The 21,179-nt window shown below is 39.2% G+C and carries 13 protein-coding genes; 4 read left to right on the top strand and 9 right to left on the bottom strand.

What is annotated here, in order from left to right; genetic code table 11:
* Positions 1–11 precede the first annotated feature (11 nt).
* The 6 genes from EMK97_RS04440 to EMK97_RS04415 are packed head-to-tail and all read right to left on the bottom strand — an operon-like array spanning position 12 to position 7,339.
* Entirely contained in the window at positions 12–1,760 is a 1,749-nt protein-coding gene (locus tag EMK97_RS04440) for a BatD family protein (protein WP_246028880.1), read from the bottom strand.
* Positions 1,754–3,817 (bottom strand): tetratricopeptide repeat protein, encoded by a 2,064-nt coding sequence (locus EMK97_RS04435; protein WP_130599815.1) that lies wholly within the window; start codon positions 3,815–3,817, stop codon positions 1,754–1,756. The genes EMK97_RS04440 and EMK97_RS04435 overlap by 7 nt, the downstream gene beginning before the upstream one ends.
* Entirely contained in the window at positions 3,783–4,817 is a 1,035-nt protein-coding gene (locus tag EMK97_RS04430) for a vWA domain-containing protein (protein ID WP_130599813.1), read from the bottom strand. The genes EMK97_RS04435 and EMK97_RS04430 overlap by 35 nt, the downstream gene beginning before the upstream one ends.
* Positions 4,810–5,343, bottom strand: coding sequence for a DUF4381 domain-containing protein (locus EMK97_RS04425; RefSeq protein ID WP_130599811.1), 534 nt, complete (start codon positions 5,341–5,343; stop codon positions 4,810–4,812). The genes EMK97_RS04430 and EMK97_RS04425 overlap by 8 nt, the downstream gene beginning before the upstream one ends.
* Positions 5,343–6,338 (bottom strand): DUF58 domain-containing protein, encoded by a 996-nt coding sequence (locus tag EMK97_RS04420; protein ID WP_130599809.1) that lies wholly within the window; start codon positions 6,336–6,338, stop codon positions 5,343–5,345. Before EMK97_RS04420 ends, EMK97_RS04425 begins: the two co-directional genes overlap by 1 nt.
* Positions 6,339–6,364: 26 nt before the next feature.
* Positions 6,365–7,339, bottom strand: coding sequence for an AAA family ATPase (locus tag EMK97_RS04415; RefSeq protein WP_130599807.1), 975 nt, complete (start codon positions 7,337–7,339; stop codon positions 6,365–6,367).
* A gap of 354 nt (positions 7,340–7,693) precedes the next feature.
* Here EMK97_RS04415 and fadI point away from each other — a divergent pair, with 354 nt between their 5' ends.
* The 3 genes from fadI (at position 7,694) to EMK97_RS04400 (ending at position 11,664) form a co-directional block, all read left to right on the top strand.
* Positions 7,694–9,001, top strand: coding sequence for an acetyl-CoA C-acyltransferase FadI (fadI, locus tag EMK97_RS04410; protein ID WP_130599805.1), 1,308 nt, complete (start codon positions 7,694–7,696; stop codon positions 8,999–9,001).
* Entirely contained in the window at positions 9,001–11,244 is a 2,244-nt protein-coding gene (fadJ, locus tag EMK97_RS04405) for a fatty acid oxidation complex subunit alpha FadJ (protein ID WP_130599803.1), read from the top strand. The genes fadI and fadJ overlap by 1 nt, the downstream gene beginning before the upstream one ends.
* Before the next feature lie 216 nt (positions 11,245–11,460).
* Positions 11,461–11,664, top strand: a complete 204-nt coding sequence (locus EMK97_RS04400) for a hypothetical protein (RefSeq protein ID WP_130599801.1) — start codon at positions 11,461–11,463, stop codon at positions 11,662–11,664.
* 246 nt (positions 11,665–11,910) lie between these two features.
* Here EMK97_RS04400 and EMK97_RS04395 read toward each other — a convergent pair whose 3' ends face one another.
* The 3 genes from EMK97_RS04395 to EMK97_RS04385 form a co-directional block, all read right to left on the bottom strand.
* On the bottom strand, positions 11,911–12,312 hold the full coding sequence (locus EMK97_RS04395; protein ID WP_130599799.1) for a hypothetical protein: 402 nt from the start codon (positions 12,310–12,312) through the stop codon (positions 11,911–11,913).
* A gap of 365 nt (positions 12,313–12,677) precedes the next feature.
* Positions 12,678–17,384, bottom strand: a complete 4,707-nt coding sequence (locus EMK97_RS04390) for an EAL domain-containing protein (protein ID WP_170176721.1) — start codon at positions 17,382–17,384, stop codon at positions 12,678–12,680.
* 200 nt (positions 17,385–17,584) lie between these two features.
* Positions 17,585–20,413, bottom strand: a complete 2,829-nt coding sequence (locus EMK97_RS04385; protein WP_130599795.1) for an insulinase family protein — start codon at positions 20,411–20,413, stop codon at positions 17,585–17,587.
* 246 nt (positions 20,414–20,659) lie between these two features.
* Here EMK97_RS04385 and sixA point away from each other — a divergent pair, with 246 nt between their 5' ends.
* Positions 20,660–21,178 (top strand): phosphohistidine phosphatase SixA, encoded by a 519-nt coding sequence (gene sixA / locus EMK97_RS04380; RefSeq protein ID WP_130599793.1) that lies wholly within the window; start codon positions 20,660–20,662, stop codon positions 21,176–21,178.
* Position 21,179 lies beyond the last annotated feature (1 nt).

Raw genomic sequence — 21,179 nt, 5'->3', positions numbered from 1 at the left:
AACGCTGGGGATTACGGGTTGAGTTGTACTGTTGAACTAGAGGAAGTGGTATGTTGTTGTTTATTAATGACCTCAATAGCTTGTAGTAGCGCTTTACCTTGCCAACTACCTTTATTTTCCTGAGCGCTTTTACCATAAAGGTACTCTAACAGGCTGTTGGTGGCACTATCAAAGTCGTTGTTTTTCACAACAGCTTGCGCCTGCGCTAAATCTGTAATTTTTTGCTGGTTGCTTGAATAAAGTAACTGATTAAGCCATGGCAAGAGTAACTCTAAGGCAAGCTTAGCATTATTTTGCTTACAAGCGGCCAGTAATTTTAGATAGTATTGGCCGCTATTGCTGACGCTAGTAGTAACTTTTTCTACTGGCTGTCTTTGTTTTAAGGCGCGAACATGGAAATACCAAGCTAATACCGTCAGTAACCATAATAGGGTAAGTAAAGCGACCAACCAAACGTTAATAGAGGTAGAGTCAGTAATTATTGTTGGCGAAGGCTGCTGTGCTTTACTTGCCGCTAAAGGTGCCTGACTAGGCTCGACTGCTCGGTTTTCAGTGTATTGTTGATTGCTATCTTCGCTGGCGTGCACTGTGATACTTTGAGCTGGCAGGGTGGCGCGCGCTATTTTATTGGTAACGGTATTAAACCATGTGATTTCAATTGCAGGTAACTCATAGGTACCAGGCTTGCTAGCAACAATGGCGAAGTTTTGAATTTTTTGGCTTACTAACCTTTCTTTGCTTAAGTTTGAGTGTAGCTGTGCTTGATCAGGATAAACTTTTAAGCCTTTTGGCGTTGCCATTTTTATTTCAGGTAGTTGCGCTTTAGACAAGCCTGCCGCAGTTAAAGTAATCGTGCGGGTAATAGGCTCACCTACAGTAAACTTATCGTGAGTAGTTTGCCATTCTTGATGTAAGGTTAGCAGCTCGCTTGGTAGCCATTGGTTGTTGCTATTACTTTGATTAAAGCTTGCAGGAATAGGGCGTACCGTTAAAGACATGGTATCACCTAAAATACTAACGGGCTTAGTTTCAGCAAAGCTTAAGAAATTTGAACGTCTTCTAGATGGCATCATAACTTCACCAGAAAATAGCGGTGCAGCAATTTCAAAAGTGCCACTTTGCTCAGGTGTTATAGCGTAGGTTTGCTCTATGATGCGATAACGCTTGCCATTAATGATGCCATCGCTTTGTTGATCTTGGCCTATTTTCTCAATGGTTGCGCCGGGGATTGCAGGCTCTGTTAAGTTACCACTCTTTAACTCAACGGCAAAATGTAGCTTTAACGTGAGTGTTAATAGCTGTTGAACATAGACTTCACTTGCTGATAGTTCACTGGTAATAAATATGTCTTGTTGATTGTTGGCTCCAGCAGCATTTTGCTCTAAGACGGTTAGTTCAATGGCATTGCTGGTAATATTGTCAACACTTAAGGCTGGAATGGTTATTTTGCCCGCCTTTTTTGCTATCAGTACTATTTGCCATTGCGTTGTTCTGCTGGTTTTAAAGTTAACCATACTGGTTTGTGAACTAACAGAGGTTTGACCGACAATAAAGTCAGCTTTTAGTGGGCTGGTATCTAGCGCATTTCTATTAACGTCATCATTCGCTATTACGGTAAGTACAATAGACTCATTGACCATGGCCGGGTTTTTATCCACTGAAGCAGTTACTTGAGTTAATGCAAAAGCGCCTTGGCTAAAAAGAGTTGCCAATATAAACAGCATTACTTTTGTTACATAGATAAAATTTAGGTTTACCACTTTTTGTTAACTCCTTGCTGATGACCTTCTTGTTTACGCTTTTGATATTCAAGCTGCATTTTATTGCGTAGTAGTAAATAGGGATCATCGGTCACTTTATTAAGCATTTGTTGATGCTTTTGCTGTACTTCTTGTGCTTTTTGTTCACTTGCTTGCTGAGCTAGGCTTTTCTCGTCTGTATCTTTATCTTTATCTTTATCTTCTTGCGCCTGCGCTGCTTGTGACTCTTTATCTTGTTCAGTTTTCTGCTGATTTTGCTGCTCAGCTTGTTGTTGGTTTTGCTGTTCACCTTGCTGTTGGTTTTGCTGCTCACCTTGCTGTTGGTTTTGCTGCTCACCTTGCTGCTGGTTTTGCTGCTCACCTTGCTGTTGGTTTTGCTCATCACCTTGCTGTTGGTTTTGTTGTTCACCTTGCTGTTGGTTTTGCTCATCACCTTGTTGCTGGTTTTGCTGCTCACCTTGCTGTTGGTTTTGCTTATCACCTTGTTGCTGGTTTTGCTGTTGCTGTTTTAATGCTTCAATTTTTTCAAGGTTTTCCTTAGCATCAGTTAGGCTAGGGTCTTTTTCTAGGGCTCGTTTGTAAGCATCAATTGCTTGATCAAATTGTTGCATTTGCGCATGGGCATTACCTTGGTTGTATAAGGCATCACCCGTATTACTTTGTTTAAAGGCATCGAGTGCCTTTTGATAGTTACCCGCTTTATAGTGGGCGCTACCTTGCCATTGGCTATGTTCAAAATTATTAGCAGCATCGCTGTAATTACCTTGATCAAATTGTTTTTGCCCTTGTTGATCTTTGGTATTCCATAAGTTTTGCCAAAACTGCTTTACGCCAGATTGCGCTGTGTTATTGCTGGCAACTTCTTGGTTATTTGCCGTTTTATTTGTTGTTAAGCTTTGTTGCTCGGCAAAAGCTGGCTTTGCACTCATCATTGCAAAGCTGAGCATTAATGGCGTCAAATAGGCCATGCTTGCGGCAATTGCTCCTCGTCTAAAGTAGCTTAATAAAATAGGTAGAGCGATGAAAAGTAGCCAAGGACCAGCTTCATGGTATTGGTCTCCTTGTTGCAGCTCTTGTTGATTTTCCTGCTTTTTCGCAACCTTTTCATCAGACGCGTTAACTAAGTGTTGTGTAAGTCGCTTAAGGTCGCTGTCGTCATGGCGTATAGTGCTGTATTCGCCTCGGCCTCTTTTGGCTAAGCCTGCTAATTTCGCTTCAGGTAATTTAGGCACAACGATGGCGCCAAGATTATCTTTTAGTAGTTCACCTGAGGTCAGTTTTATTGGCGCGCCTTGTGCTGTGCCAATGCCCAAGATGTGAAGCTTGTGGGAATTTTGCTTACTCCAAGCGTAAATGTCTGCTATTTCCTCATTGTCGATATCATCGGTGAACCAGTAAATATCACCACTAATATGGCCCGAATTATTAAGGGATTCACTTGCCAGCGTTAATGCTGCTAAGGCATTAGCGCCAAGAGCAGGCATAATATCTGGTGATAAAGACGGCATTAATAGCTCAATGTTTTTTATGTCTTGCGTTAGCGGACTAATAGTAAAGGCATCGCCAGCATAGGCGATTAAACCTATATCACCTTCATTAATCAGAGACAGTAAATCGAGAGCTTTATAGCGTGCACGTGTTAACCTGTTTGGTTTTATGTCGGTTGAATACATGGAGTAAGACATATCCATTACAAGTACTGAGCCACGCTCAAGTTGAAAAACCGGCTGTGGAATTTTTTGCCAAGCAGGGCCTGCAAGGGCAATGATTATGCAAGAACCTAATATCAATGTTTTTATTTGTTGGCTGTTAACTCTGCGGTGGCTTGTTTCGCTTTGTTCACTCTGTTCAAGCAATACACCGCTGAGGTGTTTAGGTAACAGCTTGTGCCAAGGAGATTGAAAAACACTGTATTTTTTTATGATGTACAGCACTAAAAATAGCAAGATAAAGGCTAATAACCACCAAGGTCTAACAAAGTGAAACTGGCTATAAAATTGAGAAAAGTCGACATTTATCATACTAGCGTTGACCTTGGCTATATTGATTATTGCCATTACCTTGTAATGCCCTTGGTAACAGCAAAGCTATGTTGGTGATAACGAGATAAAGCAAAGCGATAAGTGCAGCGAGTGCTAAAGGCCAATAAAAAAGGGCGGTTAATGGTCTCATTTGCTGCTGATCTTGCTCAATTGGCTCTAGAGAGTCTAGCAAGGTATAGATTTCTTCCATGCCTTGGCTGTCTTTTGCTCGAAAGTATTGACCACCTGTTTGTTCGGCTATATTAGCTAAGCTCTGCTCATCCAACTCACTAGAAGGATTCACGCGACGCGTGCCAAAAAGTGACTGCTGTAACATAACATCTGCGCCTATACCTATGGTGTAGATGGTGATTTCTTTTGCGATTGCTAACTCAAGTGCTTGCTCAGGGGTGATTTTACCGGCAGTATTTTGACCATCAGTTAATAGTAACAATACCTTGTTTGATTGTTGCTTTTCATCGAAACGTTTTACCGCTAAAGCAATAGCATCGCCAATGGCTGTTTTGCGGCCAACTAGGCCAAGCTCGCTTTCATCTAGCATTTGCTTAACTGTTTTTCTATCAAAGGTCATGGGGGTTTGCATGTAGGCATCATCGGCAAAAAGGATCAAGCCAAGGCGATCACCAACACGGCGCTCAATAAAATCACCAAGCACGGATTTAAGCATGACAAGACGATTGACAGTATTGCCACTTAAAGACATGTCTTCAATCTGCATACTGCCTGATAGATCAACCGCTATCATCATTTCACGACCTTGTGTTGGAATATCAATGGCTTCACCTAGCCATTGTGGTCTGGTGAGAGCTAACACGAAAAGGCACCAACATATTGTCAAGACGACAATAGGTGCTTTACGGTTTTGACTGTTTACCTGTGTGCTAGCGTCGATGTTTGGCAGTGATGGCATTTTAAGGGCGGCACTTTCTTGCGCAGCTTTTTTGGCAGGTAAGTAGTACACCAATAACGGCAGTGGCAGTAATAGAAAGAGCCAAGGCCAAGCAAAATTAATCATGATTGCCTCCTTGCTCTTGCTTTACTGGTAAAGCATAGTTAAGCCAAAGTGTAGCCGCTTGAAAGCAGCTCTCAGTAGTGTTTTCGACACTGCTTTTTTGATATTGGTTGCTAAACGCCGCTTGCGATAAACGGGTAAATGTTGCTTGATGTTTTGTTGGTAACTGCGCAGCAAGGTATGTTTGTAAACTCTCACCATGTAAACGAGCCAGGCGAGCTCTCCCTAAGTAATGCATTGCCGCCCACTTTAATAGGGCAATCATGTCAGCACTAGACATATCAGGAGTTAATAACTTTATTGCTTGTTTTTTTACTTGATTAAGCTTTTTACGTTTTTGTAGTTGTATAACCGTCAAGACAATGAAGACTAGACATAAGCACAGTAAAAGCCACCAGCCGTAAGCAAATGGAAACGCAGAGATTTGCTCAGGAAGATGAATATCTTTAAGAGCAAGCTGATTGCTAGCTGGAGCATTAGCGATTTGCGGAGCGTTGCTTGCAGCTAAAAATAAACTAATTAAAGCCATTAGTTTTTCACTCCATGTTTTAATTGTCCTTCCAGTGTTTCTCCGGCACTAAACTCTATTACTCTAGCACCTGATTTTGATAGCAAATATTGCTTGCGTTTAAAAGCTGCACTGGCTTGATTGTGGTATTTATCAGTGGTGTCTTTATCCCCTAATGTTAAGGTTTGACGATTGTAACCATCCGTTAGGTTCACAGATATTTTTAAGTCACTTTGCGGTAAAGATAACTCCATAGGATCATAAACTAAGCAAATGACCAGTTCACAGTGCTGTGAAATTTGGCTTAAGTGGCGCAAGGTACTTTGCTGCTCTTTATTATTTAGTGGATGAGCATCTGTTATAAAATAAACCAGTGAGCCAGGCTTTGCTAGCTGCCTTAAGCGCGCACAGTTTTGTTCAAAGCCATTATTATCGCTTTCACTCGTTTGCGCACTTTCATGAATGGATGTTAAAGCGTGTAGATAATGCAAAACACCTTCTTTTCTGCTGCGCGGTTTTAGTTCAACATGACTGTGTTGATTAAAGACAATACCGCCAAGGCGATCACCGCGTGATTTAGCGTGCCAAGCGACTAGTGCAGCTATATGACAAGCTTGTACTGACTTAAATAATAATTGGCTACCAAAGTGCATATTATTTGAGAGATCGGTTGCTACTAATACCGGGCGCTCTATTTCTTCGCGAAATAACTTAGTGTGGGTTTTACCCGTTCTCGCGGTCACTCGCCAGTCAATAGCTCTAATATCATCACCTGTTTGGTAGTGACGAACTTCATCAAACTCCATACCTCGGCCTTTACTGCGAGATAAGTAATTACCCGCTTGTTTGCCGTGAATATTCTTGCGCGCGCTCAGATCAATTAAGTGGCTTTTACTTTGATACTGTAAAAGCTCAGCAATGGTGACATTGACGCCATTGGTGCGCAGGTTAGTTAAGTGCGACTGACATTGTTCACTCATGCCTGAGGCGTCAGACTTTTCTTGCTTAAACCACATAGTTACTACTCAGTTATATTCAACTATTAGCCTACGGCAACTAAGGTTAATAAATGATCTAGCACTTGGTTTGCGGTAATACCTTCAGCTTCTGCTTGGTAGCTAAGTAATATGCGATGGCGCAGTACATTATGAAATACAGCTTGAATATCGTCAGGGCTAACAAAGTCACGGTTATGTAGCCAAGCGCGAGCACGTGCACAGCGATCAAGCGCTATTGTGGCACGTGGGCTAGCACCAAATGCTAACCATGCTTTTAGCTTATCATCGTATTTTTCTGGCTGACGTGTGGCAATGATAAGGTCAACTAAGTATTTTTCTAGCGCTGGTGCCATATGAATATCAAGTACTTGTTGTCTGGCAGCAAAAATTTCTTGTTGGCTTAATACTCTCAGTGCCGTTTTGGCTTCAGCTTCTGTAGTATTTGCTGCACTTGCTTCACCACGATTGAGTTTTAATATCTCTAGCTCGCTATCAGCATCAGGGTAATCAATTTCTAGGTGCATTAAAAACCTGTCTAATTGCGCTTCTGGTAACGGATAGGTACCTTCTTGCTCAATTGGGTTTTGTGTCGCCATAACTAAAAAAAGCTCAGGCAAGGCATAGGTTTTTCTACCGACGGTAATTTGACCTTCTGCCATGGCTTCTAATAGTGCTGATTGAACTTTAGCTGGGGCACGGTTTATTTCATCTGCCAATACCAAGTTTTGAAACAGTGGCCCGGGTTGAAAAACAAAGCTGCCGTCTTCTGGTCTGTAAATGTCCGTACCAGTTAAATCAGCTGGTAATAAATCTGGCGTAAATTGAATGCGGTGAAAGTCAGCTTCTAAGCCATCGGCTAAGGCGTTTACTGCGCGAGTTTTAGCTAAACCAGGCGGGCCTTCAACAATTAAGTGGCCGTCTGCGAGCAAAGCAATGAGTAAATTTTCAACGAGTGCCTGCTGCCCGATAATTTGAGTCGATAAGTGCTGTTTAAGCGAAGAAAAATGTTCAATTGCCATATTTGTTCTATCTTTAGTATTTATTTTCTCTGCATTTTTTTGCAATAACGCGTAGAAGGATTTAAAAATTGTATCAGTATACATAAGGGCTTGGTTAAAAAAAACAAGCCCATTTGCTAACGAATGATAGATTTTGTAACAAGTGTTTAACAAGTCACTCATTACTCATGTAACGATAAGGGATTGTAATTTTCTGTCAGTTAGTTAGAATCAAGGTAAACCTTAAGAGGTCAGACCTCTTGTTTTGGCCTAAAATAAATTAATATTAAGTTAATAAAATCAGTGAGTAATATTTATTGTTATCGTAAGACTGTCAGTATTAGCACGATAAAAAGTATAGAAGCGGAGTAATTGATGAGCTCAAATAGAATAATGACATCAAATGGTGAGCGTATAGCCATTGTAGCGGGTTTACGTACACCATTTGCCAAGCAGGCAACAGCCTTTCATGGGGTGCCGGCGCTAGATTTAGGTAAACTTGTAGTCAATGAATTGATGCAAAAGCATGATGTTGACCCTGCCATTGTTGATCAGCTAGTGTTTGGTCAAGTGGTTCAGATGCCTGAAGCACCTAATATTGCCCGTGAAATAGTGTTAGGCACAGGCATGAATGTTAATACTGATGCTTATAGTGTTTCTAGAGCTTGTGCTACCAGTTTCCAATCTACCGTCAATGTTGCTGAATCAATTATGGCGGGTATCGTTGATGTTGGTATTGCTGGTGGTGCCGATTCTTCATCTGTAGCACCTATTGGTGTATCGAAAAAGTTTGCCCGTACCTTATTAGACTTAAGTAAGGCTAAAACGCTTGGGCAAAGATTATCACTGATTAAAACTTTAAGATTTAGAGATATTTTACCTGTTGCACCTGCGGTTGCAGAATATTCGACAGGGCTTTCTATGGGGCAAACCGCCGAGCAGATGGCGAAAACCCACCAAATTTCACGCGAAGATCAAGATGCTTTAGCTCACCGTTCACATACTTTAGCGACTAAAAGTTGGCAAGAAGGTAAATTGGCAGACGAAGTTATGAGTGCGCATGCTGAGCCATATAAGAGCTTTATTGATAAAGATAACTGTATTCGTGAAAATTCTGTTTTGGAAGGCTATGCCAAGTTAAGACCCGTATTTGATCGCAAACACGGCAGTGTTACTGCGGCCAATAGTACTGCGCTTACCGATGGCGCGGCAGCTGTCATGTTAATGCGTGAAGGTAGAGCGAAAGAGCTAGGTTATAAACCGCTTGGCTATATTCGAAGTTACGGTTTTGCGGCAATTGATGTTTGGCAAGATATGTTAATGGGGCCAAGCTATGCAACACCAATAGCGTTAAAACGAGCGGGTATGGAATTAGCTGAACTTGATTTAATTGAAATGCATGAAGCCTTTGCTGCACAAGCACTTGCTAATGTTAAGATGTTTGCCAGTAAATCATTTGCTCAGCAAAACTTAGGCCGAGATAAAGCCATAGGTGAAATTGATATGGATAAGTTTAATGTCATGGGAGGCTCGCTTGCTTATGGTCACCCGTTTGCTGCTACGGGTGCGCGCTTAATAACGCAAACCTTGAATGAATTGAATCGCCGTGGTGGTGGTGTTGGCTTAACGACAGCGTGTGCTGCCGGCGGTTTAGGTGCTGCTATGATAGTGGAGACAGATTAATGACAAAGAAGAATGAAACGCTTAACGCGGAAGAATCGCAAGTAGCAAGTACAGAAACATCACCAGCAGCTAGCGATAGCGCCTTTACATTAGTTAAGCAGGATAATGGCGTTGTTCACTTAATCATGGATGTGCTTGGTGAGTCGATGAATACACTTAAAGCAGAATTTGCTGAACAAGTGGCCGAAGTGATATCGCAAATTAAGAGTGACACAAGTATTACAGGTGTTGTGATTTGCAGTGGCAAGAAAGATTCTTTTGTTGCTGGTGCAGATATTAATATGATTAATGACTGCCAAAGCCGTGAAGAAGTTGTTGCTTTATCTCGTAAAGGACAAATGATTTTTTCACAATTAGAGCAGCTTGATGTGCCTGTTGTTGCCGCCATTAATGGTCCTTGTTTAGGTGGCGGCTTAGAGCTGGCAATGGCTTGTCATGGTCGTGTATGTAGTGATAACGAAAAAACAGCATTGGGTTTACCTGAAGTACAACTTGGCTTATTGCCTGGAAGTGGTGGCACACAAAGATTACCTAAGTTAGTTGGTATTCAAAAAGCATTAGATATGATGCTAACAGGTAAGCAGTTAAGGGCTAAACAAGCATTAAAAGCCGGGCTAGTTGATGATGTTGTCCCTGAAAGTATTCTTTTAGCGACGGCTGAGAAGCTTGCGCTGTCAGGTAAAGTATCAAAGCAAACGGTTGGTCAGTCAAAGCGTAAACAATCGCTAATGGATAAGCTACTTGAAAATAATGGTGTTGGTCGAAACCTAGTGTTTAATCAAGCCAGTAAAACCGTATTAGCCAAAACTAAGGGTAATTATCCGGCGCCGCTAAAAATTATCGACTGCGTGAGAACGGGTATTGAACGCTCAGGTGCTCAAGGTTATCAAGTTGAAGCAGATCACTTTGGTGAGTTGGCGATGACAGATGTTTCAGCACAATTGCGTCAGCTATTTTTTGCTACCACAGAAATGAAGAAAGAGCAGGGCGTTGCAGGTGTTGAGCCGGCAAAAATTAGTAAAGCAGGTGTGCTAGGTGGCGGCTTAATGGGCGGTGGTATAGCTTTTGTTACCGCGACAAAAGCGAAAGTACCAGCCCGTATAAAGGACATTGCTCATCAAGGTATTAGTCATGCATTAAAATACAGTTATGACTTATTAAATAAAAAAGTAAAACGACGCTTTATGCTGCGCAGTGAAATGCAAAAGCAGCTGTCGATGATAACTGGCTCAGTAGATTACTCTGGCTTTAAAGAGTGCGATATTGTGGTTGAAGCTGTTTTTGAAGACTTATCGCTAAAACAAAATATGGTGCTTGATATTGAGGAAAACTGTCAAGAAAACACCATCTTTGCTAGTAACACATCAAGTTTACCTATTGGTAAAATTGCTGCTAAGGCTAAGCGTCCTGAGAATGTTATTGGTCTACACTATTTCTCTCCGGTTGATAAGATGCCATTGGCAGAAATTATTCCACACGAAAATACCAGTGATGAAACAATCTCAACGACTGTTTCTTTTGCTAAGCAGCAGGGGAAAACGCCAATTGTTGTTCAAGATAAAGCGGGCTTTTATGTGAATCGCATTTTAGCGCCTTATATGAATGAAGCGGCTATTTTACTGCTTGCTGGTGAGCCAATTGATAAGTTAGACAAGGCATTAGTTGAATTTGGCTTTCCTGTAGGTCCTATGCAGTTACTTGATGAGGTTGGTATTGATGTTGGCGCTAAAATAGGACCTATTTTACAAGCTGACTTAGGGGAACGATTTGCAGCGCCGAGCGCTTTCGATAAGTTGTTAGCTGATGGTCGATTAGGTAAAAAAGCAGGTAAGGGCTTTTATCTGTATAACAAGGCTAAATCAAAAGGCTTAGCTGCTTTAGTTAAAGGTCAGAGCAAAGGTAAACAGGTAGACGATAGTATCTACTCGCTAATTGGTGTTACACCGTCAGGTAAGTTATCAGCTGAAGAAATAGCAAAACGCTGTACTTATATGATGTTAAATGAAGCGGCGCGCTGTGTTGATGAAGGCATTGTAAGAAATGCTCGCGATGGTGATATTGGTGCTATTTTTGGTATTGGCTTCCCACCATTTTTAGGCGGACCACTGCGCTATATTGATAAAATAGGTGCTGTTGATTTAGTAAATCAATTAAATCAATGGGCGAGTGAGCATGGCGAACGCTATACTCCATGTGAAGCCTTAGTGAAAATGGCCGCAGAAGGCACTAGCTATTATAGCTAATTGTATCAGGGAAAATATAAATTGAATCAGGGAAAATGCTAGCCATAAATTGGCAAGCATCGTTAAGAAAAGGGGCAGTTATTTGCCTCTTTTTTATTTCACTTTATTGGTTAATAAAAATTTAGACTTGATTGTGCTAGGCATTTTCTTTATATTTGCGCGGCTTTATCTTGCTTAAATTTTAATCTGGTTGTTTGCTGTAGTTAATTAGGCGCTATGTTGTTATTTTTAGTTGTATTTTTTAGTGTGATTTGTGCTTTGTTCTTTTATGTACAAGCAGTGGTGTCTGGCTTAGGGCGTAAGCGTTGGGCATTGGCTGGTATGTTAATAGGTCCGTTTGCCTGGCCTATGTTTACGATGAAAAAGCGTATGCAGATGAATCACTTTATTTCATGCAATAGCGTCTTGTTTAAAGCATAAAGCACTTTACTTCAAAAGAGTCTAGAGCATAAAAAACGCTAACAAAACAATGCTTGTTAGCGTTATTAAATTTAACCAGTCTAGTTGCACTAGGGGTTATATGCTAAGACCACCAATTCTTGGCTGATGTCTCTTTTATTTCGATTTTTGCTGCAATTGGATTTTCTTTTGCTTTTTTCACTGTGCTAGCTGCAAAAAGCAGTTTAATTAAATTAAGCATCTACTACTCCTTAATTTATTTTTTCTTTATAGGCGGCGTGTACCGCGACCGTGACCTACTTCGATAATTTCTAACCCAGTATCATTAAGACGACGAGTACCACGACCGTGACCTACTTCGATAATTTCTAACCCAGTATCATTAAGACGACGAGTACCACGACCGTGACCAACTTCGATGATGTCTAAACCTGTATCATTAAGACGACGAGTACCGCGACCATGACCTACTTCGATGGTGTTTAAACCTGTATCATTAAGACGACGAGTACCACGACCGTGACCTACTTCGATAATTTCTAAACCAGTATCATTAAGACGACGAGTACCGCGACCGTGACTTATTTCTACAATATTAAGATCTTGAGATTTAACTCCCTCTACTGGAGTTAAAGACATAGCCATAGATAAGATAATTGACGTTAGCATAAGAATTTCCTTTTTGTAGTTGCATTTAATTATTCTTGTGCTAGAGGAAGCTATTTTTGTGCCAGAATTTCATTATAAATTATGACATTTTAATGACGTTAACTGAGGTGAGGCTAGTTAAGGGAGATAGGCAGGGGGGATCAGCTAATAGAGAGCTCTGGTTAGCTAGATATTTTTTTCTGAATTTGACGCTTATTGAGCTAGCAATAGTAGGCCTCTTTCTTCAAAATATTGCAGACGCCAATAAAAATAACTGCTAGAAACCTATGGTTTGTGAGAAGCAGAGGATATCTAGATTAGGCGCTACTTTTTTGACGCCTTAGTTATTATATGTAATTTATTAATAGCTAAGGCGTCAATTTTGCTTAGTTAAAGCTAAACGAGGTAGAGTTTTTAGTGATTTGATGTGAAAGCAAGTATTGTTGGAACTTGTCGGTTGCTAGTGGTTTACTATATAAATAACCTTGTAACTGTTCACAGCCAAGACTAGACAAGAAGGTTAATTGCTTATTATTTTCAACCCCTTCAGCAACAACTTCCATATCTAAGTTATGGGCGATAGTGACTATGGTCGCTACCATATTGCGCCCTTGTTCAGATTGCTCAATATCATCAACAAATGCTTTGTCAATTTTTAGCGTGTTAAGTGGGAATTTTTTTAAATAGGCCAAAGATGAGTAACCAGTACCAAAGTCATCAAGCGATAGGTGAATACCCATAGCTCTTAATTGCTTCATGGTCTCTATTGCTTTTTGTGGTGCATCCATGACGGTACCTTCAGTTATTTCCAGCTCAAGGTAATTTGCAGATAATTGCGTTTCTTTTAGTATGCTGGCAATCATAGACACTAGGTTTACTTGGGTAAATTGTACCGCAGATAAGTTAACCGCGACTCTACCTGTAAATAAACCAGCATCTACCCACTTTTTAGTTGCTTGGCAGGCTTTTCGAAGTACGACTTCACCAATGTCAATGATTTGACCCGTCTCTTCTGAGACAGGAATGAATTTTGCTGGGCTAAGGAAGCCATGAGTTCTGGTTTCACAGCGTACTAATGCTTCCATTCCTGCTACTTGACCTGTGGCAATGGCAATTTTCGGTTGATAAAAAACAGTAAAGGCATCTTGTTTTAATGCTAGCCTGATAAGGTTTTCAGTATCTAGCCTCTGTACAGCCTCTTTATTCATAGAATCACTGAAAAATTGGTATTTATTACCGCCAGAATGTTTAGCATGATACATAGCAGTATCAGCATTTTTTAGCAGTTCATGAGGGCCGAGACCATCATCTGGGTATAAAACAATCCCGATACTACTATATAAAACAATTTCTTGGTTACGTACCTTAAATGGCCGTGCAATAGTGGTTAAAATCTCTTTAGCGATACTGGTAATGGTGTGTATGTCATTGGTATTTTTTACTAATACGCTAAATTCATCGCCCCCTAAACGATAGACAGAATCTTGCTTTCTGCCAATGTTAAGTAAACGCTTGGCAATTTTGCACAGTATTGCATCACCAATTTGATGCCCTAACGAGTCATTGATTTTCTTGAAGTTATCTAAATCAAATACCAACAAGGCATGGCGTAACTTATTGTTGACCATTTGGGTTTGATTGGCTTGAAATAATGAACGGTTAGGTAAACCGGTTAAAGTATCTGAGTTAGCAAGTCGGCGTAGTTCTAACTCAGTTTCTTTACGTTTGGTGATATCAGAGAAAATACCTACATAGTGTGAGATATTGCCACTTTCATCAAAGATAATATCTAAATTAAGATCAGTGAAATAAGTACTACCATCGTCGCGTTTACTTTCTATTTCACCATGCCAAGAACCTTTATCAATTAATTGATCTTTAATTGATTGGGTAAATTGTGTTGAATATTGAGCAAAAATTAGCGGCTGACCTAGCATGCTTTCTTTGCTATTACCTGTAATGCGAGTATAAGCTTTATTGGCATCAACCAGTATAAATTCATGGTTATAGATGACCATAGCATCGGAGATATTTTCGATACATTTACCGAAAAGTTTCAAGCGCTCTTCTGTTTCTTTTATTTGCGTTATATCTTTAAGCGTTCCCGTCATACGTTTAGGGGCGTTTTCATGATCACGCTCGACCACTTTACCTCTATCGAGAATCCAAATCCATTTGCCTGCTTTATCTCTAACACGATACGCAGATTCAAAATGCTCGGTTTCTCCAGCAAAGTGCGCATCTAAACTAGCGTTTACTCTGGCAAGATCTTGTTGGTGAATGTTGCTAACTGTTTCATCATTTTCTTCGTTTGTGGTAGTTGCTGAGTTGGACTCAATTGACTCAATTTGTTCAAATTCATTTCGCTTACCATCTTGTGGAAAATCAAGCATGCCCCAGATGTTAGAGCGGAAGATTTTACCTGTGGTGATATTCCAATCCCACATTTCATCACCACTTCCCCAAAGTGATAACTTTAAACGCTCTTCATTTTGTTTGACTTGTTCATGATAAAGTCTGCGATTATTAATGTGCTGGAAGATGAAGCTGACAAAAAGAATAGCAACCAATATATAAAGTAAAATCGCGGTATTCGTTAACCACCATGGTGGGAGAACTTCGAGCTTTATAGAAGCATTTTGCTGATTGCTTGGTGTTTGAATATCGTACGCTTGTATATGAAAAGTATACAGCCCAGGAGATAAATTAGTATAAGTGGCTCTGTTGAACCCTAGAGATGCTGATATCCAGTTCTCCTCCAAGCCATCTAAACGGTATTTGTAACGTAATTGATTAGGTAATTTAGCGTTTGGTGAAACAAATTCAAAACCGACAGGGGAGTGGTCGTGGTTTAGGGTGATTTTATCTAAATCATTAATTTGTTTAGGAAGTAGGTAACTGCTTTTTTGTTTGGTAGTTTTAGCGTTGTTATTTTTACCTGTAGAAACAAACGTTGCTGTCGAGTTGCGGGGAGCAATATTAATTTTTTTATTTGCAATAAAAAGATCTGTAAATAATGGGGTTGAAATAATTTGCTTTATGCTTAGTAGACTCTCAGGTAAAAAGTGATAGAAGCCTTTGGGACTACCAAAGTACAACCTGTTAGATTTTGATTTTAATGATGAAAACTTCAGAAATTCTGGATTGTTTAATGAGAAGTCTTTATCAAAATGAATAACATCTTTTGATTTTGGATTTAATACGCTAATCCCTTTATTTGTAGAGAACCACGCAAAGCCATTTTTATCAACAATAATAGAGCCAATAAAGTTATTATTCAGGCCACTGTTTTCATCAAACAAATAATTCTCTTGGTCTAATTTATCTAGTACTAACACACCTTGAGAGTTTGAACCTAGAAATAAATAGTTTTTACTATCAGCAATAGTTGTAGCATTTTCTACATTAAATGAGTCACTAATACTTAAATCTAACTGAGTAAACTTTTTTAATTCTATATCAAATTTTATTACTTGATTATCACTAGATATTAAGATTAATTGGTTATCATAACTTTTATGAAAGTTAATTAACTGAGTTGCATATTCAGTTTTATGTAATAAGAACTCTCTAGTCGCAAGAATATACTGCGTAAGGTGCCCACTAGTATTGATATACCATAAACTATCATTGAGAAATATTATCAGCTGATCAATAGAGTACTCAGAGTTTCCTTGCCACTCAGGGTGCTCTAGAAGGAAGTTAGAGTCAGTAGAATACTGGTATAATTTTCCGTTATCAGTATAAAACCAGAGTATAGGTTCATTACTGCCATATACACGCCTTATGTTCTCATTTACATCTATGTCAATTTTATTTATCTCATTATCAATAAAAGAAAAAACACCTTGCTGCTCAGTAGAAAAGTAAATATCGCCATTACTTAACTCTGTAAATGATTCAACACGATAGCTAGTGTTATCAAAGGCTAATTCATGATGAAATTTAGCTGTTAATGGTGAGTACTTATTTAGACCACCCCCGTAACTGGCTAGCCACATGGTGTTATTTTTATCTTTAAATATATCCATTAGCCAGTTTTCTGAAAGAGATGCTGAATCAGTGTTATTTTGCTGGCTAGTGATTTTGTGATTGATGCGGTTAACAAGGTTTAAGCCTTGGTCTGTGGCTATCCAGACATTGTTATTATCGTATTTTTCTATGGCGCGAATATGTTGAGAGAGTAGGCCATTTTCAACCGTGTAATGTTTGAATAAGGCGTAGTTATTATTGTTATCTTTACTGATAACATAAACGCCGTTTTCTGTGGCTAACCAGAGCTTTTCATCAATTTCTTTTATATCAAATAGTGCTTTGGCTGAGATAGCGAAACCAAGTGGATTATCACCATGTAATACCCCAGAGTAGGTAGCATTATCTTTAATCTCGGCAGCCTCGTTAATATCATTGTTAACAATATGAATGCCATTATCATAGGTGCCAAGCCAATATTTTTTATTCGCTTTATCATGGTATATCGATTTGATTTCTTTGAGCTTATTGTTTTCACCCGTTATCGAAAGGCGATTGAAATAAAGCTTATTTGAAGTTAAGGCTAAAGATTGTAATCCCGTTTCCGTGGACACCCACAAGGTATTATTTTTATCTTGATAGATATCCCAAATAATATTGTCATGTAGTGACTGGTTATTATCTGGCTGATGAACGAAATTATCAAAATTGTCGAGTTCGCGATTATATCGGCTTAAACCATTTTGCGTACCAATCCAGAGGGTATTGTTGTTATCTACAAATACTTTTCTAATAACATTATCAGCAATAGAGTGCTGGTTATTAATGTTATGTCGATATGTTTTAAATTTACTGCCATCAAAGCGATTAAGGCCATCTTCTGTGGCTATCCATAAATAGCCTTGTTGATCTTGGGTAATGGCGAAGACATTACTGCTTGATAAACCATCTGCAGCTTTTAAGTGGCTAAACTTGAGTTGACCTGTCGGTATTTTAGCTTCTCGTTGAGCTTGTTGAGAAACTTCTAGTGGGATTGAAGCATTTGCTGTTGAAAGAAGGAAAAGTAATGGCAGGCATGCCGTAGTACGTAATATGTCAGTTAAACTTTTTGCTCGTCGCAAAAACACGATATGTTGAAACGCTTGAAATAAATTGGATGAAAAGAAAAGCAAATTAAATCTCAACAAGTTAGTTAGTAAAAAAGAGCAAGTCAATCATGGTAACTCTAAGTCTTTGTAACTTTAATGTAAATATTGACACTAAGCATTACAAAACAAACCAAAGATTAAGTCAATCAATGCTGGAGACTATATCGGCAAATCTAGAATTTTCTTTTGCTTTTTTTGACGAAATCATTAGAGTTGCTGATAATTTTACCATTCAAACTAGAAGAAAAGGCGCTTATATGCTCGCTGATTGTATCGGGAGCTTGTTTTACCGACAATAACATTAATTTATCTTGTGATGTTTTGTTTGCTAGTTTATCGCCGATAAAGTCAATTGCTTGCGCTAGTGTTAGCGATTGAATCGTTTTTAATAAAGAAGATTTTTGTTCAAATGCATCATCTTGATTGCAAATAGATGCCCAAAACCTTTGGCTTTTAATTCTAAGGCTTTGATCTTTTTCTTTAAGTTGGCTCGCTAGGCCTGTTGTTAAGTTCTCCCACTCACGTGTTGACATGCTATTTAGTTTCTTAACGCATTGATTAATAAAGTTAACTATTGCAGTACTTAAGCAAACAGCCTCTGTATGGGGAGATTGAATGTAAAAGGCAATACCAGGGTAGCGGTTAATTGGCACATAACCAACACCGACTAAATAACCATATTGCTTCTCTGTTCTCATTTCTTGGAAAAAAATAGGTGATAGTAAGTGGCTGGTTACCATAGCTAGTGCGGTATTGAGAAGCTCTCTTGAGCCAACGGGGATATAAATAACACTGGCATGATCATGCTCAGGTAATGACATTGGCAATAATAAAGTGCCTTGGTTTTCAATATCAAGCACAGGGCACTGCACTTGGTAGTCACTATGATAATTTTCTGCAAATGTCTGCTTTAAACTATGAGCTAATTCAATCGCGTCTTGGTTGAGCCAGTTACCATGAATGAGTGCTTCTATCGTTACTTGATTAAATAAGTTCTGACTAAAAGTGCAATAGTCTTGGTATGAGCAGTTGGCTAATGCTGAAACTAGCTTTTCACTGCTAGGGTTATTGGGCTGCATAAAGCTACTTAAATTAGCAAACAAGAGTGAAATCGATTTACTCTTATCACTGTTTTGCCAGTGCTTGCTTAACTGTCGTTTAAACAGTTCAAATTGCTCTACAGAAACTTTAAGGGTTTTCAGTTTGTTTAATAATTTAGGTAAGAGTAAATGTTGTTTTTCACTGATACCTGATAATTGTAGTGTTACACCACCTTGGTGTGCATAAAGGTGATAATGAATGCCAGCTAATTCTGCATCGTAGTTTTCTTCAACAACGGCGGCACTATAGAGTTCGACGAATAATCGTGTCATTGCAATGTTGGCAGCGGAAGCGATAGCTTGTGGCGAGTCTATGCCAACATAAATATAGCCTTTTGGTACTTTGAAAGTATTGTCTTGTTTATACCAAACGGTCAGTCCACTTTCTTTGATTATAATCTTAGGCACTAATACTGGCTTATTTTGTGCTGTAGGTGCATCAGGATAAACATGAGGCTTGGCGACTATATAGGGGTTTGCTTTTGGTAGTGCCAGGTGCTCTGCCCAAGAACTTTTTATTGGCTTTAGTTGTGTATGCCAATGTGAGATCAAATCGCTTGCTATTGATTGAACCTGATAGGGCACTTGATACCAGTGGCTTGTTTTAGAAAAGGTATTCGCCTGACTGACGTGAATAATACGAACATTTTCAGGCGCTAAGTAATTCAGTAAGGTATTGATGTTTTTTTCGCACAGACCCGTCATTTTGTAATCGCCATAGATGTAATCTTCAACAGGGTAATGTTGCATATTGATGACTAAATGACTGACATTATCTATAGCACGGGTTTTTTCATGATAGTTAAATGAGAGCTCTGAGATTTGTTGCTTTTCCTGATAGTAGTGCTCTGCTATTGGACTACTTTTTAATAAGCCAATATAGCTAAAGACAACCTCAATAATGTCATTTAAATGTGCTTCGCCAAGCTCAGTTAAACTAATACTGATATTAAAGTCTTTAAAGTTTGAGCCATTAATACCTGAGCCTGCTGTTAAAGCCAACGCCCACTGCTGCTGCTTTAACAGTGATAAAATACTGCCTTTTCCTTCATGACCAAGTAAATAGGCAAGCATTGATTCGGGTTTGTCTTGGTAATATTTATCTATGCTCTCCATGGCAAAACTAATAATGAGTTGATGATCATTTTTTACCGGGCAGACATCAATTTTAATTTGTTGGTGTTCAGGTAAATACAGAGGTTGTTTAATCGGCTCAAGTGGTTTATCTGCTGCTTTTATCTCGCTAAACATTTGCTGAGCTAATGTGGCAAGCTCGTTTAAAGATTGTGGTCCTTCTAGTGCAAGTGTCATATAGTCAGCGCGATAAAACTGATGAAAAAAGTCTTGTACTTCCGTATTAATACATTGGTTATTTCTATCTGCTAAGGTATCTATATTGCCCACAGAAAATTGAGAAAACGGGTGCGCTTGATTAATGGTTTCTTTATGAACATCGTAAAGGCGACGTATGTCATCTTTTAGTTTTAACTTAAACTCGGCATCAATATTATTACGTTCAGAGCGAGCGAAGTCTTCTGATAATAACGGCGAGATGAAAAACTGACTAAAACGCGCTAGGCCTGCAACAAAGTGCTCACTTTGAATATCAAAAAAGAAACAAGTATGTTCAGTGCCTGTCCAAGCATTGTTACTGCCGCCATGCTGGCTGATAAATTGATTATATTCACTACCATCGGGAAACTTTTCAGTGCCTAAAAACAGCATGTGCTCTAAAAAGTGAGCTAAGCCTTGCCTGTCTTTAGGATCATTAAAATGACCAACGTTTACAGCTAATGCCGCCGCAGATTTAGCGGATTCTTTATTTTGAATCAATAAGACACGTAAGCCATTTGATAAAGTAGTAGCTTGGTAGTGTTTTAAGTCGTTTGGACTTTGCTTCAATGTTAGGCTCCAAAGGACACTTTTATACAGCAAAGCGCAACAGGGTAATTATATTAAGTGACAGCGGTTAACTATATACTCAGCAATTAATAGCTTTGAGTAATAAAAAATCTGATTGTTATTGCTAACGGTTGTTACTAAATATGTCGTAATTACATTACTATAGCCGCAAAAATATCTAAGACTCAACCATTAAGTGTTTAAATATTTGAAATTATCCGCGAAAATTGATGTGCGAGAGAAATAATGCAACTTTACATTATGCGTCATGGTGAAGCGCAGCAAGTTATTGATTCCCAAATGACAGACGCAAAGCGACCTTTAACTCAGCAAGGACAGCTAGAAGCAAACTTGATGGGGCAGTGGTTGTCTAATATGCAAGTAGAGCTTGATCAGGTTTTTGTCAGCCCTTACTTAAGAGCACAACAAACTTGCAATACGGTGTTATCAACCATGAAAGCGAGTGATAAGGCTACAACTGGTATGGCAAACCTACAAGCAACTACATTAGATTTTATTACCCCTATGGGTGATGCCAAACAAGTTCATGACTACCTTGATGGTTTATTTGCGGGATTAGACTCTCATCAACAATCTTTATTAATGGTTGCTCATATGCCGTTAGTAAGTTATCTGGTTGCTGAATTAACACAATCAGAAAATGCACCTATCTTTGCTACTGCTGCTATTGCTCATATTGATTATGATGTTGAAGCTATGTCAGGCGAGTTGATTCGCTTAGTTTCGCCACTGGATTTGTGTTAAT

It is taken from the genome of Litorilituus sediminis (assembly GCF_004295665.1).
Classification (GTDB): Bacteria; Pseudomonadota; Gammaproteobacteria; order Enterobacterales; family Alteromonadaceae; genus Colwellia; species Colwellia sediminis.
This window is presented reverse-complemented; position numbering and strand designations above follow the sequence as displayed.